This is a genomic window from Lacibacter sp. (genome assembly GCF_035299325.1).
In the GTDB taxonomy this organism is placed as follows: Bacteria; Bacteroidota; Bacteroidia; order Chitinophagales; family Chitinophagaceae; genus Lacibacter.
Genome location: NZ_DATGWT010000025.1, coordinates 305,642 through 324,586, shown reverse-complemented (window position 1 = coordinate 324,586; position 18,945 = coordinate 305,642). Strand labels below are relative to the sequence as shown.

The 18,945-nt window shown below is 38.1% G+C and carries 12 protein-coding genes; 1 reads left to right on the top strand and 11 read right to left on the bottom strand.

Going from position 1 to position 18,945, the window contains the following annotated elements; all coding sequences use genetic code 11:
- Positions 1-81 precede the first annotated feature (81 nt).
- From VK159_RS15145 to VK159_RS15115, 7 genes are all read right to left on the bottom strand, one after another.
- A complete protein-coding gene (locus VK159_RS15145) occupies positions 82-3,249 on the bottom strand; it encodes a glycoside hydrolase family 2 protein (RefSeq protein WP_324231002.1) in 3,168 nt (1,055 codons plus the stop codon).
- A 150-nt stretch (positions 3,250-3,399) separates the two neighbouring features.
- On the bottom strand, positions 3,400-4,227 hold the full coding sequence (locus VK159_RS15140; RefSeq protein WP_324231001.1) for an alpha/beta hydrolase family protein: 828 nt from the start codon (positions 4,225-4,227) through the stop codon (positions 3,400-3,402).
- Between the two features lie 110 nt (positions 4,228-4,337).
- Positions 4,338-5,060 carry a DUF4397 domain-containing protein gene (locus tag VK159_RS15135; RefSeq protein ID WP_324231000.1) on the bottom strand — a complete coding sequence of 241 codons (723 nt, stop codon included), beginning with the start codon at positions 5,058-5,060 and terminating at the stop codon, positions 4,338-4,340.
- Between the two features lie 74 nt (positions 5,061-5,134).
- Positions 5,135-6,688, bottom strand: coding sequence for a RagB/SusD family nutrient uptake outer membrane protein (locus tag VK159_RS15130; protein ID WP_324230999.1), 1,554 nt, complete (start codon positions 6,686-6,688; stop codon positions 5,135-5,137).
- A gap of 20 nt (positions 6,689-6,708) precedes the next feature.
- The gene (locus VK159_RS15125; RefSeq protein WP_324230998.1) at positions 6,709-10,203 is read right to left on the bottom strand and encodes a TonB-dependent receptor; all 3,495 of its coding nucleotides are present in this window, start codon (positions 10,201-10,203) and stop codon (positions 6,709-6,711) included.
- Positions 10,204-10,391: 188 nt separating this feature from the next.
- Entirely contained in the window at positions 10,392-11,459 is a 1,068-nt protein-coding gene (locus VK159_RS15120; RefSeq protein ID WP_324230997.1) for a FecR family protein, read from the bottom strand.
- Between the two features lie 108 nt (positions 11,460-11,567).
- Positions 11,568-12,149: an RNA polymerase sigma factor gene (locus VK159_RS15115; protein WP_324230996.1), complete on the bottom strand. Its 582-nt coding sequence runs from the start codon at positions 12,147-12,149 to the stop codon at positions 11,568-11,570.
- Positions 12,150-12,517: 368 nt separating this feature from the next.
- Between VK159_RS15115 and VK159_RS15110 the strand changes: the two genes are divergently transcribed.
- Positions 12,518-13,402, top strand: a complete 885-nt coding sequence (locus VK159_RS15110; RefSeq protein WP_324230995.1) for an AraC family transcriptional regulator — start codon at positions 12,518-12,520, stop codon at positions 13,400-13,402.
- Between the two features lie 291 nt (positions 13,403-13,693).
- Here VK159_RS15110 and VK159_RS15105 read toward each other — a convergent pair whose 3' ends face one another.
- The 4 genes from VK159_RS15105 to VK159_RS15090 are packed head-to-tail and all read right to left on the bottom strand — an operon-like array spanning position 13,694 to position 18,936.
- Complete coding sequence (locus tag VK159_RS15105) at positions 13,694-14,422, bottom strand: superoxide dismutase (protein WP_324230994.1); 729 nt, start codon at positions 14,420-14,422, stop codon at positions 13,694-13,696.
- The gene (locus tag VK159_RS15100; protein WP_324230993.1) at positions 14,419-15,594 is read right to left on the bottom strand and encodes a chromate transporter; all 1,176 of its coding nucleotides are present in this window, start codon (positions 15,592-15,594) and stop codon (positions 14,419-14,421) included. The genes VK159_RS15105 and VK159_RS15100 overlap by 4 nt, the downstream gene beginning before the upstream one ends.
- Before the next feature lie 41 nt (positions 15,595-15,635).
- Positions 15,636-16,493, bottom strand: a complete 858-nt coding sequence (locus VK159_RS15095) for a chromate resistance protein ChrB domain-containing protein (RefSeq protein ID WP_324230992.1) — start codon at positions 16,491-16,493, stop codon at positions 15,636-15,638.
- A gap of 22 nt (positions 16,494-16,515) precedes the next feature.
- Entirely contained in the window at positions 16,516-18,936 is a 2,421-nt protein-coding gene (locus VK159_RS15090; protein WP_324230991.1) for a TonB-dependent receptor domain-containing protein, read from the bottom strand.
- Between the last annotated feature and the right edge of the window lie 9 nt (positions 18,937-18,945).

Genomic DNA, 18,945 nt, shown 5'->3' with positions numbered 1-18,945 from the left:
ATTAGTTTTAAGTTAATTATACTGGAGTTTCAGAGGCGACAACCTTTCTTCATAAAATTGTTGTTGGCATTGGATCTATAATTATTTGTTAGTACTGTTTGATTGAAACAACATCATTGCAAATTGTTTTGCTACAGGACTGAACTGAACACGGTTTATTAATTGTATATGGCAAATACGACTCATTCCTCTCCCTATCTTTTTTTCTGCCGCAGCAAACGCATAATTGTTATTGCCAACCCAACCTGTTTGCCCTGTTAACAGCAATGGCTCCCATCCTTTTACTAATGACATTTCGCTTAGAAATGGGCGTACATGTTCTACAACTCCGTTATACCAGAAAAAGAAATCCCTTGCTTTAAAACTTTTCATGCGAGGGTTTGTTAATACAGGAGAAGCAAAGTAGTATTGTCCCATTGTTGTTTTTGAAACCAGTACAGTATCCCTTACAAGCAAATGCTGACCAGCAGGAGGCTCCAGGAATAAAATCGTTTTTCCTGCTTGCACTAATGAATCAAAAAATTCTTTTTTCTGCACATACACGTTTATACTGTCAATTAAAAGGACCGCAGCTTTAGCAGGATCAGCAACTACTGTTAGCCCTAACTGTTCTGTTAATTGAACACCTGTTCCGTTTGCTCCACCACTTACCCAAACTTTTTTTTCACTGTTTGCTGTAACAGGAAAAACATCTACTTCAAATTCATTTTCATGAAAAGCAATTCCTTTTTCGTTTACAATTTGAATACGTAAAGTATAGTGAGTTCGTCTGTTTACTTCGGGAGCTTGCATTTTAATGAAACCCTGAAAAGAACTTCCATTCGATACAATTTTTGAATCAGCTTTGCCTGAAGCAATTACCTGGTTGCCATTCTCCCATTGAAATTGCAGTTGATAACTTGCAGGTATTTCATTTTTATCATTTGCTATCCATGCTTCAATGGAAATTTCCTCACCGGAAAAGAACTGGTTCCTGTCGCTGCGTAAACTCACCGCCAGTGGTGCAAGAGCATGCCTGTATGCGAAATATGCTTTCTTAGCTTGTCGGTTTACATCCATTATACTCTTCATCCAGCCGGCAGGCCATGAATCAATAAATAAGTGAATAGCAAAGGATACAATACTATTGTTGCGTCGAAAACTTTCTGTAGTAAGTTTTGTAACCCATGCCTGGTGTTCCTGACTTTCTTTGATCCAACTTTGTACTGAGTGTTGACGATTGAACCACATGTAATGGAAACGATACGTCTGCGACATTGCAATAACGTTTGGAGTCCAGTTCTTTTCGTCTGTACCTGAAGCAGGTAACCAGTTTTTTGGATAATACTGCTGCATGGTATTATAAAAATCGAGTCCCTCCGATCCAAATTCACCACATGCATAATACCATCCTGGTTTTACAGGCAACCAATAACCTTTATACATTTCGCCCAGCCCTAAACCATGACCATTATACCAACCGTTATATACATGATTATCCGGCAACCCTGGAGATGGCGGATCATAATCACCATCACCTGCTTTAATAACCTGGTCCGGGTTTTGCAGTAACACAGCCTGATCAGCTGCTGTAAAAAAACGTTCAAAATCTTCGTATGAATCAAGATGCCTTTGAGGATTACCTTCTGCATTAGGAAAACGCTCATTGATATAACTGATGATGATATTGCTTGGATGAGATCGCACATGACGTTCCAGTTCAACAACCTGCCGTATACATTCAGACCATTGATTGCGACGGAGCACTCCGAAAAGCGGAAGATCACTTTGTGTCATTAACCCTAATTGATCGCAGTAATCATACACTTCCTGTTGAACAGGAAATTGCGTCATACGTATATAGTTCATGCCCGCTATTTTAGCAAGCAGGATATCGTCAATTAACTGTCTCCAGTTTTTTTCTTTTGCTGCTCGCATGAAAGATCCCATTGTATTGGCGCCATGCAAGCGAATGAAATTGCCATTTAAATACATTGCTCCTTTTGGAGAATGCAGAGTATCCATATAGAAAGAACGCATGCCAAAATTCTGAACAGCTACATCTGTTATTTCACCATTTTCATTTTGTAAGCAAACCTGCAGCTGATACAACCATGGATTGTCAGGATTCCAACGTCGGCTTTTCGGAACATGTATTTGAAAACGTAAAAAGTTAACTCCTTTACCCATTAACATCTGCTTCCGTTCCCAATCGCTGGGCTTTACCAAATCACCAACTCCGGGTACGTGAACTGTTACAGGCTCATAAACAGCATCAGCATAAACTGTTTGTTGAAAGTTCTTCCCGTACAATGAATGCTTTATCTTAATTTTTCGATTTGACGTTTCTGTATTATTTATTTCCAGCCATACCTCTGCAGTATCCGTATCACGTATCGGTCGTACAAAAACATTGTTGATATGAAGTGATGATCTGGTCTCAACAAAAACATCCTGGTAAATACCCATACCCGGTGGATTATGATGCCATCCCAAAGCAGGATCATCATAACCAAGTCCGGTAGCTGCATAAACTTTATCTCCATCAAACTTTCGACCATCATCGCCAACATGTCCCATCATCGGATAGTCATTTTCCACTTTTATCAGGAGTATATTTTCACCAGCATGTGCATGCGCTGTAATATCAAATTCAAATGCTGCAAAAGCACCTTCGTGCGATCCAATGTAACTTCCATTAATAAATACATGCGCTTTGTAATCAACCGCTTTGAATACGATATACAAAGCATCTTTAGCAAAAGCTTCAGTTGGAAGATTTAAATTTGTACGATAGTATGTAACAGCTTTGCCAATTGGCGGGCCATAGTGCGGAATACTTACAGATTGCCACTGCCCCTTACCGTTTACCACATTAAGAAAGTCTCTACGATCAGCGGCTGTTTCAATACGCCAATCAAATTTTTCTAAAGAAAAAGAAATACGCTTATTCTGTATTTGTGGGGCAATGTTTTTTAGGAAGGGTTCATATTGCTTTCGCATTTTTTGTAATTCCTGTTGCAACTCCTCCTGTGTATCCATTTTATCTAATGGCTTAAAGCCTCTGTTACTCTTTGCAATTGGCAGTATAATATTGGGTAAGATTTCCGGTTTGGGTGTTATCAACAAATGAGTACGGGTAGCAGCGGCCTTGTTTCCAATTTCTGCAAATGGATCATGTTGCTGGCCAAAAGCAGCTTCATTTGTACACAATAATAGTGTAGCAAAGATTGCTATCAAACCTATATTTAGTTGTCTGGCAACGATCATTTTTGAATTGAGTTTATACACGAATGCTCTACCCTTTTTTTTGAGAGACTGTTTAATTTTTTACAGTGAATAGTTTCCTGTTTTTAAAAATGAGTATTTACTCTATTTCAATTCTAAGCAACCTGAACAGAAATAGTTGCGGCATTTCAATTATTGAATTTTATTACTTCGCAAAATAAAATCCACAATAACCGTTGGGTCTTTTAAACTATGTGGATGATGTTTAACACCCTTTTTCCGGAGAACAGTTATATTTCCTCCATGAGCTCGAACTCTTTGCTCAAATAAATCTGTATTCTCAGACATTGGTACAACTTCATCATCTTCACCACAAACATGCAGCATAGGATAACCGCCTTTCACAATCTTTTTCACTTTATCAAGCGGACTATTTTTAAATCTTCTTATTTGATCTTTCGAAAATAAATTCCACGCTTTCTTACAAGAGTCCCACTCTGGCTGTGACCCTGGTCCACTTCCCAAACCTCCAGGCCAGCTTTTTATATCAAGAACCGGAGCATCAGCATAAACACATGCAACTTTATCCGGATTTTCAGCAGCCCAGTTATAGATATATAAACCTCCTCTGCTCATTCCTTCCAACACCACTTTTTTTGCCAATCCACCTTTTTGCATCAGTGCATAAAACTTATTCCAAATTTTAACAGCGTAGTTATTACCATATAGCTCTACTACATCACAATACACAACATGATAACCTTTACTCAACAATACTGTATCTGTTTGAGGTTCGTGCCCCCAGAATCTTGCACGCCATATCCATGGGTTTCCCTTAGCGGTTTTATGTGGAATAACAATTTTGCATGCCCTGCCATTGTAAATAAAGTCGTGCATAGTGTAACCATAAAAACTACTGTTAGACGTTTTCAGTTGAAGTTTATCCACTGTGTTATACTGTGAAAAAATCTGGCTATGAATAAAAACCCACAGAATACAGCTAGCTACTTTCTTCCACATGTAATCAGAAGTTTATAGATAGGGAAATAAGGGGGCCCTTTAAGACTAAAAGGCCCTATACTAGATGATCTTGCCAAAACTTTAAATCTGGAACAACTGCTTAAATCAAACTAAAAAGACCACCTGTTTGCGTGATAACTTAATTGCAAAGGATGGTTTCCCATTGCTCCTGCCGGAGGAGTGCGCATGCCTCTTGCCCAAATAGTATAAACACTGTTGGCATCAATAATCAGATCCCTAGCTGCTCGGAGTACAGTGGATGTACCGGCTGCATTGATTTGAAACCGATAGTTACCCGGATCAATTTCAATATATGCCGGTCGAGCCTTATAAGCAAGATTGGCATAAACAACTTGTCCTGTACTGCTGTTTACGATATCAATTGGACCAGCATCAATGCTCAAATTGTAACAAATAATACGAGCCTTACCTTTTGTAGGTAAAGACACATCATCTCTTACAAAAAAAGTATCAACATTATAAATAGTACCAACACTGAACAGAGAATAATAGTTATCGGCTTGCACAGGAAGATTAAACTCCATTACTTTCGTTCTTCCCAAATAATTAGGTTGAGAAGTGCCTGGTGAGAAACAAGTGTCAAATTGCATTCGTAATGTAGGAGGCGGAAATGCTTTGTAGCCATTCGTAAATGGAAATTGAATTGGATGGTTATTATAATTTAATCCATTGTATACCGGATAAATACCAACTTCTCTTGATGCCAAAGCAGAAGTGGCGCCATTATTTACAGTTGCGTTAACAAAAACCACTTTGGCCATATCTTTCATTTCATCCATGCCCTCATCCTCCTTCTTGCAAGAGGTAATCATAATTGATATCGATGCCAATAGTACGAATGCAGTTTTTTTATCTAAGCAAATCATTTTCAAAAATTTTAAGGTTTTTAATTTCCGTATCCGGGATTTTGCGTTAACAACGGATTGTTGATTAACTCAATCTGAGGGAATGGGAAAAGCATTTTATTCTGGTTGAACTTTGTTCGCTTTTGTCCGGTATTTAATACCTGGTTGGCATATGTAAATCCATACCGACACAAATCGAACCATCTTTTATTTTCCAGGGCTAATTCCTTTCTGCGTTCACTGCGAACAATATCTCTGAATGAAGCTTGTGATTGTACCGGATTAATATCTTTTGCTGATGCTGTATTTAATGACAAACCAAATGCCCTCCGGCGTAATTGATTAATAAAATCAATAGCTGTTGCATCGGGACCACCAGCTTCATTTTGCGCTTCCGCATAAATTAAGTAGGCATCAGCAACACGATACAAAACGTAATTACCGGTGGATGAAGACGCACGACCTCCTTCCCACCATTTTTTTGTTAACCATCGTTGAATCCCACCATCTCCTTGAACAATATGAAATGCTGCATCCTTTCTTAAATCTCCAGTTTCAAATTCCTGAATTAAACCTCCCGTAAACCCCGGCTCATTATCAGGAGAAGCATTATCGGTAGGTCTGTGCCTTGCCAATGAAGCAACGCCACCAACGAGTTCATTGGTTGGACCCATAATCCATGACAGGTTATGACCAACCGGCGCTGTCGCATTTGCTCCTAAACCTGAGCTGCTGAATTGAATTTCAAACAACGATTCTTGGGTATTTTCATTTCCTCCATTAAGTGCAGGAAAAGAAGCCTGGTATGTATTGTTTAATCTGAATCCACCTGAGTTATTAATTACAGCCAATGCATTCGTACGAGCCTCAGCATACTTTTTCTGTGTTAACTGCACCTCTGCTAAAAGGAGTTGCGCAGACCAGCGAGTAGCTCGTCCTTTTTCATTTCCTGTACCAGTGCCTGTATAACTTAAAGGGAGCTTAGCAATTGCTTCGTTTAAATCAAGTTCAATTTGCTGGTATACTGCTGCTGCATCAGACCGTGCCTTGTTAACAGCGGAGGGTCCTGAAATTGGCGTAATATGAAGAGGCACACCTCCAAAAATTCGAACAAGGTTATAATAGGAAAAAGCACGTAAAAAATGAGCCTCTCCTATAAACTGATCTTTGAAAGATGTTCGTGTACCATTTAACTGAAAAGCTGTAGGAAAACTAATTTGAGGAACACGATCGATGATAATATTTGCACGATAAATTACTCTATAAAAATCATCCATGATATTATAGGTGATAGCATTATCGGGAACCAATTCGAAATAGTCTACAAAATTATACAGGCCAGAAGGAGCACTTACGCTCATTACATCATCACTCGCCTGATCAATTTCAATCCATGCATTAGCCCCTCTTATTAAATTTCCGTTCGACAGAGTTGCGTACATGCCATTTACAGCATTCAAGGAGCCATTAAAATCAATGAAATTCGCATCCAAAGTTAATTGCCCGATTGGCTCAGGATTCAGCACCTTTTTACATCCTGCATTCATTGCAAAAACAAAAACAAGCAGAATATATATCTTAATAATTTTTTTCATATTCAATGATTTGATCCTTTTTAAAAATTGAGGTTAAGACCAAAGACTACACTTTTGGCTTGAGGATATGCTCCGATATCAATACCATTTGTCGTTACGTTAGAACCAAAACTATTCACTTCGGGATCCCAGCCCTGGTATTTTGTGAATACGAAGAAGTTATTAGCCTGCACAAACAGTCTTATTTTTGAAAACTTCACAAATTTAATTTTAGAAACAGGAGCATCATATGACAATGAGATAGTTCTGATTCTCAGGAAAGAGCCATCCTGTAAATAGAATGGTATTGCCATAATAGGATTATTATTTCTTGGGATAGGAATACTTGTTGTCTGCGTAGGATTACTGGGCGTCCACCGGTTATCATACACACTACGCCACACATTGCGTTCAAATGTTGTAGCGTTTAAAAATGGCTGATTCCAGATTAAATTTCCATGCTGAAAGGGTGCAAATACTGTAAGATTCCAGTTTTTATATTGCAGAGAAGTAGTCAGCCCTCCAAAAAAATCTGGGAAAGGAGAACCACTCCACACACGATCATTATCATCTATATCTCCGTCCTTATCCTGATCTACTGGAATAAAATCACCGGGACCAAACCATGGTTGCGATTGAATTCTGTAAACGGGAGCGGTAGCCGCTTCTTGCCAGGTAAGGTATTGTCCAGCAGTTTGTACAAGATAGAATGCACCAATTGGCTGGCCAACCTGTGTTCTGTTAATAAAGCTGCCGGTTCTCCATATCGATTGCCCATTGATAAATGGCTGATCCCCCAAACTAACTACCTCATTTTTGTTAGTAGAGATATTAAAATCAAAATTCCACGTAAAATCCTTTCCTCTAATTATATCGGTATTGATGGCAAACTCAAAACCTGAGTTACGGATTTTCCCAATATTTGTTGTAAAACTATTACCTACCCCTGATATAACTGACATAGGAGCGGGTGCTAGTAAACCGTCGGTTAATTTGTTATAATAGTCTACAGTAATATTTACTCTGCTATTCCAAAGCGATAAATCAAATCCAACATCGAATTGATTGTTGCGTTCCCAACGTATATCCGGGTTCGGGAAACGAGCTGGAACAAGCCCTGGCACATAGCTATTGCCCCACACCGCTGTGTTGCCACTCATGAGTGGTTCAAATAAAAAATTACCAATTTCCTGATTTCCTGTAGAGCCATAACTTGCCCTTATCTTCAGGTCATTAATAACCTTATTGTTTTCAAGGAATTTTTCCTTAGACAATCTCCATCCAATTGACGCAGATGGGAAAATACCATACTTATTATTTCCTCCAAATCTGCTGGAGCCATCTCTGCGTACTGTTGCCGTTAATAAATATTTTCCTTTGAAACTGTAATTACTTCTTATGAATTGTGAAACAAGGCCTTGATCAGATTCTCCGCCTGCAATAGATGAAAACGTAGGATTATTGCTGAGTTGATTTAAGTTGTTATTGAGCGATCCGTTTGCAGAAGCAAACATTGATTGAATGTTGATATTTTGCGCAGAGAAACCAGCAACAGCATCGATCGCATGTTCACCGAACTTTTTAGTGAATGATAACGTTTGCTCAGCTATCCAGTTGAAAGTAAGATTTCTGCTTTGACTTACACTGACAGGCTGATTGATATCAATACCTCTAACCCAATATGGATTTACATTTCTTAGGTTAGTTAATAAATAATCTACACCAAAGGAGGATTTGAATTTAAGTGATGGCAGAATTGAGTATTCACCATAAATATTTGTAATCACCCTGTTTCTTAATGCTGTACGCTCACGCTCCATCAAGTTGGCAACAACATTTGCGCCACCTGCAATGAACATCCCCTCGTTAATAACTGAATTTGGTCTTCCTGTATAGTTGCCGTTTGCATCTCTTACAGGTGAAATGGGCGTATTCATCAGAACATTCATCAACTCGCTTTGAAAAAATTCATCAGTAACAACACTATTATCCCATTGACTGCTGATGTTTGTACGAGTACCGAATTTTAATTTATCTGTAGCCCGAACATCCATGTTAACACGTAAACCCACACGCTTTGCCAGCGTATTAATCACAATACCTTGCTGATCCATATAATCGCCGGAAATTGCATATGTGATACGTTCGTTACCACCGTTAACGGCAAGATTATAATTTGCTATAGGGGCAGATCTGAAAACTTCGTCTTGCCAATCTGTTCCCTTGGGAAGTAGAAAAGGATTGACTGCCCAAATATCAAACACTTCGTTTCCTGCTGAACCACGATTTCTTCTGTGTTCAAAAAGCAATGCTGTTCGCTCTTTGCCATTAAGCATAGGAATCTTTTTACGGATAGATTGAACTCCATACGTAACATTTAAGGAAACCTGTGGTTTGCCAACTCTTCCACTTTTTGTTGTAATAAGAACAACACCATTTGCTGCACGGGCTCCATAAATAGCAGTTGCAGAAGCATCTTTTAACACTTCAATAGATTCGATATCATTAGGACTAATTGTATTCAAGGGACTTGCACCATTAGATCCAGCTCCTCCTGATTGACCTTCGTTACCTACTGATAAACTATTTAGTCCCTCGTTAAAAAACAAAGGAACACCATCTACAACATAAAGCGGTTGATTGGCTCCACCTCCTGCGGTAGAGTTTACTCCACGAACTCTAACCTGGACTGCTCCACCTGGAGCGCCACTTGTTTGCATTACTTGAACACCGGCTACCCTACCTTGAAGCGCCTGATCAGCACTATTAACAGGAGTAAGTTTAATTGAACTTTCGCTTACTCGTGAGATAGATCCTGTAACATCACGCTTTCGTTGTGTGCCATAACCAACAACAATAACTTCTTCCCCTTCCTTCTCTGCTAACATTAATTTAACAGTAATCGGCTCTTCGTTTCTAACAGTAACCTCTAATGTCTTAAAACCTACAAAAGAAATCTGAAGTACAACAGAAGACTCATCTAAAATATTAAGATTAAACTTTCCGGATTCATCTGTTCGTGTAGCAATTTTTTTATTCGACTTCAATTGAACAGTTGCACCGGTTAACGGTGTGCCTTTTTCATCCAAAACCACTCCACTAATAATTCTTGATTGTATTGTATTTACCAACAACTCTATATCATTAAGAATACTATCTGAGTATGCGATGTTATTGGATGTGTTGTAAAGCAGTATTTTATTGTTGACTACCGTATAACTTATACCCAGTGGCTTGAAAAAATCATTAATGAAATCTCCAAGTTTTTTATCCTGAGCCTTAACGCTAATCTTACGTGTTGCCTTAATTGCCTTAGAGCTGTAAACAAATTTTACATCAATTTGGGACTTGATGAGTACTATAACTTTGGATATTTCAATGTTATCGGCATTAATAGTAATGGTACGATCCAAGACTCCCTGACCAGCCCCATCATTTGCATAAAGCGAACAAATAAAAATCAATGCTATAACTATTTGCCCCATTGTAAATTTCATAGCACGTATAATTAAATCATGAGTTTTCCTTTTTTTCATAATTTTGGAAAGTTTTTGTTTGGGATAATTACATTTCTGACAGACAAAAGCTACTCCTTGCAAAAGGATTTTATGCCGGGAATACTCCACTATTTCCGGCTTTTTTATGCAAGGTCATAAATAGTTAAATGCTATGTTTCTTTCTGAATTTGATACATATGGCAATTTGGTTTTGGTTTAAAAAATAGTTACTCGCAACCGTCTCCTTTTATGAGGATTTTTACACCCTTAATCTCGTAGGTTGTATTTAAGACCTTATTAATGATATCAAGTTTTGAATACAAATCCTGGTCGGTAATATCACCGGTAAAAGGACAACCGTAAAGCGATTCCTTATCAACGATAATCTCAATTCCATACACTTTCTCAAGCGATTGAAGTACTTCAGCAAGCGGTGTTTCTTCGAACGAAAACGAAACAGAACTTCCGGATTTACTGATATTTTGTGTTAAAGGAATCGGAACATCAACGATTGAAGGCTCAAACTGCCTGCTTGTTGAATTATATACTACTTTCTGGTTGGGTGTAAGAACAACACCATTACTTTTCTTTGTTTTATTTTCAGCAATTAATGAATTGTTCTCAAACACTTCTACACGGCCTGTACGAACCGAAACTTCAATTTCATTTTTTCCTGGGATGGGTTTAACGTTAAAGCTGGTTCCTAAAACATGTGTAACTATATTTCTACTATAGACAAAAAAAGGCTGATTTGGATTTTTATGAACATCAAAAAAAGCTTCCCCTTCTAAGTATACTTCACGTTTGTCATGAGCAAAATGTAACGGATAAGAAAGCTTTGCATTGGGCTGCAAAGTAATTTTACTTCCATCTTCCAGTTGAAAAATCATGGGTTTACCTGTTCGGTTTTCTTTTTTCTCAAGACCGGAAATAACAGGCTTTAACGCCGTAGTTCTCTCGCTCTGAACCGATTGAAACTGAGAAACAATTAAAAAAAGAACCCCAATTGATACTGCAGCAAATGCCAAACGTTTGCTCCACAAATGAAGTAGTTCAACCTTATGGTTTGTATTTATAGAAAATACCGGCGCCGAGGAGTGTTCTTTGGTAAATGTTTGTGTCTTAATTTTTTCCCAAAGGCGCTTTTCAACAAGTTGGATGTCTGCGTGGAGGTTTACTTCTGGTGTTTCTTCATCGAGAAGTTCATACCATTGATCGATAAGTGCCCTCTCTGCATCAGAAGCAGAACCTTGCACATATCGTTTAAGTATACTTTGAAACTTTTTCTTATTCATGACAAACTTCGTTACTTATTATAGTCATTTAACGAAGCCAAATCCCTAAAAGCATTCAAAAAAAAATAAAAGCAAGCTTATTTTTTGAAGAAGAAATCGCCTTAAATATTAGTTAAGTTGTAGAGAAACAACAACATAGCTAAAGACCATATAGTCTTTGAGCTCAAGCCGTAAAAATTTTAAAGATTGAGTGATATGATACTCTACTGCCTTTTCTGATATATTAAGTTCTGCTGCGATTTGACGAACAGAAAAGCGCTCAAAACGGCTCAGTTTAAATACCTCACGGGTTTTGGGAGGAAGTAGTAGAATAGCATTATCAATTGCCTGATTTAACTCCTGTAATAAGACTGTATCTTCTGTTGAATTATCAATTACTAGTTCAGAATTATCTTCATCTATAGACCATTGATTTGCATATCTAGACTCGATGAAATTTATAACTTTATACTTAATTGCGGTTTGAAGATAAGCCGATAAGTTTTCAATATTACTGCTCTCCCTTTTTTCCCAAATATTAACGAATAGACTCTGGGTAAGTTCCTCGGCCATATGTGGAGATCGAAGCTTTTTCAAAGCTGATAAATAAATGATTTTCCAGTAGCGTTGATAAATTACTTCAAATGCTTTTTCATCAGAAGCTTTCAGCAACTTAACAGCCATTTCATCCGTAAGCAAACTATAACTCATCAGCAAGCAAATGAAATAAATTAGGAAATCGAACTATCGTTAAAAGTAAAGATAAAAGAGTTCGCTGATTTTTTTTACAACTTTTTTTTGAGCAAAAGTGATTCAGGATTGTGAAGTTTAGAGTTACTCCTGCCTTTATTCAACAATAATTATTTAGCAAAAAAAATAAGAATTCTACATCATTTGTTGTTTAAATTTATTTTCAAAAAATCCATTTTCAAAAAAAAGAAGTGAGTGATTTAAAAAAAAAATCCTTACTTCGATTTTCTCGGCAGACACTTTTGCTACGACAATTGTCTTTTTGAACTACTCCACACTCATGCATTTGTCTCTAGAAACTTATTTCGTGAATTCTAAAAAGATTGCTGATGAAACCTCAATTACTGAAAGTTCAAACAAGAGCCGATTATTCGTTTAGTGTACGGGAAGATATCTACCCCTATTTTTATGACAAATGGCATTATCATCAGGAATATGAGTTAATCTATATTGAAAAAGGATTTGGTACACAGTTTATTGGAGATAGCATTAAACCTTTCAAAGAGGGAGATGTACTTCTCGTAGGTTCAAATCTTCCGCATTATTGGCGATGTGATGATGTTTATTTTCAGGACTCTTCTAATCTTACCGTTAAGGCAATCGTTGTTCATTTCAAGGAAGACTTTTGGGGTAGAGACTTTTTAAATCTACCTGAGAACCTTTTAGTAAAAGAAATGCTAGAAACATCAAAAAGAGGCTTGCATGTTACAGGAAAAACAGGAGCCGAAGTTGCAGAAATTCTAAAAAACATACTTGATGCAGAAGGTTCAGAAAAAATTATCCTGCTTTTAAAAGCCCTTTTTTCAATTGCTAAGAATACAACACACAATCAGGTTCTTTCATCATCAGGTTTTACTCCCTTATTTGATATAAAGGAATCTGAACGTCTTAATAGAATTTATACATTTACTTATAATAATTTCCGCCGGAAAATATCACTGAACGAAGTCGCTGGCCAGGCATGTATGAGCACACATTCATTTTGCCGCTATTTCAAGACGCATACCCATAAGACTTATTCCGAATTTCTGCAAGATGTGCGAATCGGTTATGCCTGTAAGTTGTTAATAGAAAACAAGCTTAGCCTTGCGCAGGTTTGTTATAACAGCGGCTTTAATAATTTCACCAATTTTTACAAATACTTTAAACTAATTACCGGGAAAACTCCGCAGCAATATCAGAAACTGCATACAAGGAAAGTGATTTTTACATGATACAAACAGTTTTAATCATATTAATTGAAACTTAAAAATATTGACTAAATCTTCAATAAATATGTTCGAACTCTGGATAGTCCTGGGCACGATCTAAAATGACAATCTCTGAAAAAGGTTGTCATTTTTTTGTTTGCATGTAAATGAAGCTAACAGTTGATTAATAAACCTCCTATTGCGTTGTTTCAACTTTAAAATTGTCTTAGACTTGCAAATGCTGTTCTTCTTTGCCTTTACTTGACCATTGCAATTCCACTTTAGCGGTGTCATTTTAAGAAAAACCAAAAACAATTATCTGGCTAACTTCATCGCTTCATTCAACCTCTCTGCTACATTATCCCAGTTGATGATCTGTAACATTGTATCCACAAAATCGGCCCGTTTGTTTTTATACTTCAGGTAATAAGCATGTTCCCATACATCAATCACCAGTAAAGGAATAACGCCCCATTGTGTTAACTTCTCATGGTTCTCGCATTGAAGAATAGTAAGCTTATCAGAATAAGGTTGGTAGCCTAAAATACCCCAACCGTTACCATCTACATTTTTTGATGTGGCAGCAATATATCCTTTCAGTTTATCGTAACTGCCGAAATCTTTTTCAATACGCTTCAGCAATTCACCTGAAGGTTCATTCTTTTTATTGGTAAGATTTGTCCAGAAAATAGTATGGAGCACATGCGAAGAAAAATGATACGATAGTTTCTTTGTCCAGTAGTCAACTGTTTCAAAGTTGTTTTCATCCATTGCTTTGCGGATCTTTTGCAGATCAACATTGGCAGCTTTTACAGCACCTCCATGATGAAACGTATGATGCAGGTGAACGGTTTCTGCATCCATATACGGTTCTAAGAACGATTCACTGTAAGGCAATGAAAGATGCACAAAGTTTCCTGCTGCATCTGTCAACTTATCAATCGGGCTGTTTTCTAAACCCTGTGCATATACACCGTTTGCGCCAGCAAGTATAATAGAACCTGAAGTAAGTACTGAACCTTTTAAGAATGACTTTCTGTTCATAAAAATAGTTTAATGAAGATACCAAGCAAAGCCGCTATCAGTATAATAAGTGGCTCCTGTATTTTCCTGACGTAAATTAAAGCAAAAACTGTTGCGGCAGCTATCAGAAATGTTATATAATCAACAATGCTTCTTGTGGCAATTACAATTACCGCTCCTGCCAATGCACCAATCACAGCAGCAGTTATACCATCAACAAAAGCTTTGATGCTTTCATTACCTGCGATTTTTTTGAAATATGGTGCCGGCAGAATGGTGAGCAAGTAACAGGGAAGAAAGGTGGCCAATGCAGCAACCACTGCGCCCGGAAAACCTGCAACGAGGTAACCAATAAATCCAACTGTTATTACCACCGGGCCAGGTGTGATCATGGCAACAGCAACAGCGTCTACAAATTGTTGTTCGGTGAGCCAATTGTTTTCTGTTACCACTCCGGCATGTAAAAAAGGAACAATCGCCAGTCCGCTGCCAAAAACAAATGCTCCTGCCTTTGTAAAAAACACAGCAATCTTACCCAATGTGTTTATTTCATAATTCCAGAAACCAATTTGTAATAAAATAAAACTGTTGGCTGTTTTAGTATTGATCCATTTCGGTGGTGCTTTAATAAACATGTACAGTAAACCTGCTCCAACAAATAACAATACTTCTTCCTTGTGTGTAATGATTGTTATAACGGCTGCCATGATAAAAAATAACCACAGTAACCAGTTGCTTCTGAAAGATTGTGCATTAAATTTTCCGATCGACTTTGTAGTTAGCTTGTAGGAACTCATAACAATAATGCCAATAACAGCCGCTCCTACTCCGTAAAAAACCGCCTGCATCCACGGAAGTCCACCATATAACTTATAAGCAATGCCTAACAAAACAACCATGATAAAAGAAGGCAATACAAATGCAAGTCCGGCCAGCGTTGCACCCAATACACGATAATGTACAAAGCCAAGATAAATACCCAGCTGTGCTGCCAGCGGACCGGGAGCTAACTGTGCTAATGCCAATCCTTGTTTATATTCTTCTTCAGAGATCCATTTCCGGTTCTCTACAAGATCACGGTGCATATAGCCAACCAATGCAACGGGACCGCCAAAACCAATGCTGCCGAGTTTGAGAAAATAAAAAACTAATTGTCGTAATGTGTAAAGGGGTTGATTGCTGATTGTTTGCATACGCTGCAAACTACGTTGCTTCCTTGTTGTAAACTTGAAGCTTATTTACCTTTTGTATGTAATTTACTTTTCAGTAATTCTTTTTTATACAAGGAAGGGCTTTTACCAAAATGCTGTTTGAAGATCCGTGTAAAATGGCTTTGGTCTGAAAAGCCCGTGAGGTAAGCAATTTCGGTCAAGCTGTACTTGGTAGTTTCTATTAGTACAACAGCTTTTTCAATTCGCAACTTTCGTATGTATTCACCAAACGAAAGATTATTGAAATGCTTTGAAAATTCTCTTGATAAATAGGAAGGATGAATGTCAAGGCTTTGGGAAATATCAGTCAAACTTAAATTGGTATCGATCTGGTCTTGTATGATCTCTTTTAATTCTTTCACCCAATCCGGTGTTTTCTTTTTTGCTGCTTTTTGTTTGATGAATTTATTGAACACATCAATGAACAGATGGTCGACGGGGTTTTGTGTGTGCTTTACGTTTTGCAAATGTTTGGCCCAGCTATAGAGTGCATCATAAAGCATCATGCCTTTTTCGAGGAGTTCGTAATCATCTTTTACATTGTAAGCAAGGCCTGCTGAAATTGCCCACAATCCCGATGCCTGGCTTGCAAGGTCGTGCCGGTCGGTGTCAGCTCCTCTTACAATAAGGGCCATTGTATGTAAGGCGGGGTCATCGAGTTTATACTTTTTAAGAATATAATCAAATGTGCATTGATCGTTGTGATGAGAGAACTCCACATCAGGCACATCAAATGGAATGGCCTTTTGTTTTTTTGCCTGCGCTATTACTTTATCAGCAGGAACATAGATAAACTCTGCATCGCTGTCAACAAAGTTTTTGATGAGCCAGGGGCAAGCTATCCTGTCGATCTTTGGACGTTCTCTGGTGATCCATTTCATTTATATGAAGTTGCTATTTTCTTTAATCATTCTTAAACTTGTTTTCCATCAGATTTTCTTTAAATGCAGATCGAAAAGTATAACCAAACGTAAGCATGATTGCACGGGTATCTACCTTTGTGATACGGCTGAATGTATAATTCATATCGGAGAGTACCTGTCCATTTCGTTGCGTATTAAAAATATCCGTAACCGTTAATCCTAACCTTCCCTGGCCCTTTAATATTTTTTGCTGAAAGCCCAGATCGGCAAAATAAACGTTGATACGTTCACCCTGCGGAATAGCAACAGGCGAAGTATAGTTTACGGCAAACTGGATCTTACCATTTTCCCATGGCGTAAAATTGTTGATGAATTTTGTAAACCATGCCCACTGGTTTCTTTGCAAACCCGGCAAGGCTTCTTTTGCATTGATGCGCAGATCGTAAGCCGAAAGATTAAAATTGCAGCCCCACACAGCTGACGGATTGTAACTAAAGATGGTTTCAAATCCATAAGTGCTGCTGCTGCCGAAATTAAGCAGTTCAGTAAATGCGATGCCTGTGTTGTTCAGTGTGGTGAAGGGCAGAATAACATCAGCGGTTTGTCTGAAAAATAACGAGTTTGTAAGATTCCCTTTACTGAAGCCAATATTGTAAGTAAGGTCTAAGGAATGAGAAAGTTCGGGCCTTAATTTTGGATTGCCCGCCCGTTGATTCAGTGAATCTGTGATGTCAGTAAACGGGATAAGTTGTCCAAATGAAGGGCGGTTGATGCGGCGGCTATACGACAGGCGTACCATATTCCTTTTTTCTGTATAATAGATCAGGCTGGCAGATGGGAAAAGTTTGTAATAGGTATTGTTGAAATCCTGCACATTCTGCTTCAGGGAACCAATATTGTTTACCCCTTCTGCACGAAGACCAAGACTGTATTTCCATGTTGGAGCTTTCTTGTCGCCAACCCATGAAGTGTATAAAGCATAGAGTGCATGTATTTGTTCGTTAAAGTTGAACACATCTGTATTGGCAGCATCAATAACATAATTTCCATTTACTTCATTCTGTCGCAAAAAATCATTTTCCAGGAAACGGAGAATTGTTTTATAACCAGCTTCCAGGAATGCTTTTTCATGCAAAGGCTGGCTGTAATCAAACGAAATGTTGGTAAGATTGGAATTTGTGTAACTATGTGTTTGCTGCAGGTAGGCATTACCAACAGTAGCATATTGTTCGGATAATGATTGTGTTGTTATATCAGTGTTTTCTCTGTCTTTATTAAATGCCGAGTTGATCTTGATTGCCAATGACTGCTCGGGGTTTGCAAATTTTTGATTGTAAGCGAATGACAATTCACCGGAATGAAAACGGCGGATTTCATTGGAGAACCGCTTGTTTCGTCCGGTAAAAATTTTCGTTGCAGTTTCGATTGTATTAAACAGTGTTTCCCGGTTGTCTTCGCCCTGGAATAATCCAAATGCATCAAACGAAAAACTGGATTTACTTGTTGGAGCAAATTCAATATTTACTCTCGCATTTTGATTCTGAACAATGCGTTCATCGGAACGGCGCTGAGTAAGATAGTATTCATTGGGAAGATCAAATTGAATACGGTCACCATTTACACGGCGGGCACGTGTGGTGTACCAGTTATCATAAGCCATTCCGAAATTCCACTTATTCTTTTTATGATTCAATAATAATCCCCCGTTCAAACGATAACGTTCTCCAAATCCCCCGGCAATCACAAAAGCTCCATTGGTTCCTTTGTTGGTATTTTTTTTCAAAATGATATTGATGATACCTCCTTCCGCATCAGCATCATATTTCGCAGAAGGGTTGCTTATGATTTCAATTCGTTCTATGCTGCTTGCAGGAATCTGTTCAAGATTGGAAGACCTGTCTGCTCCTGAAATGCCCGATACTCTTCCGTTAATTAAAATCAGCGGTGATTTTCCTCTTAAAGAAATTCCACCGTCACCATCCACAACAACACCCGGCATGTTTTTCAAAAGATCGGCGGCAGTGCCTCCTATTTGGGTAATGTTTTCCGAAGCGTTGAGTACAATACCTTCTTCGGTTCTTTTGATCATGTTGCGGATAGCTGTTATTTCGATTTCCTTTAAAGAATAGGTTTGCGGTACTAATATGAGCGTACCAAGTTGGATAGACGGTTCACTTTCTTTTATAGAAACAGGCCGGGTAAGCAGCGTGAAGCCAACAAGCTTTACATGCACTATGTAATTGCCAATTGGTATATTTGAAAAATAAAACTTTCCCGCACGATCAGTAATTGTGCCTGTTAACAGTTTGCTGCTGTCAGTGGCGGATAGAAGGTTTACACTGGCTAATTCCAATGGACTACCTGAACTATCCGTTACGATACCCACTATGCTGCCTGTATTTTGTGCAGAGCAAAACCGAGGAACGAAAAACAACACGATACCAATTATCAATATTTTCATTTGCATCAG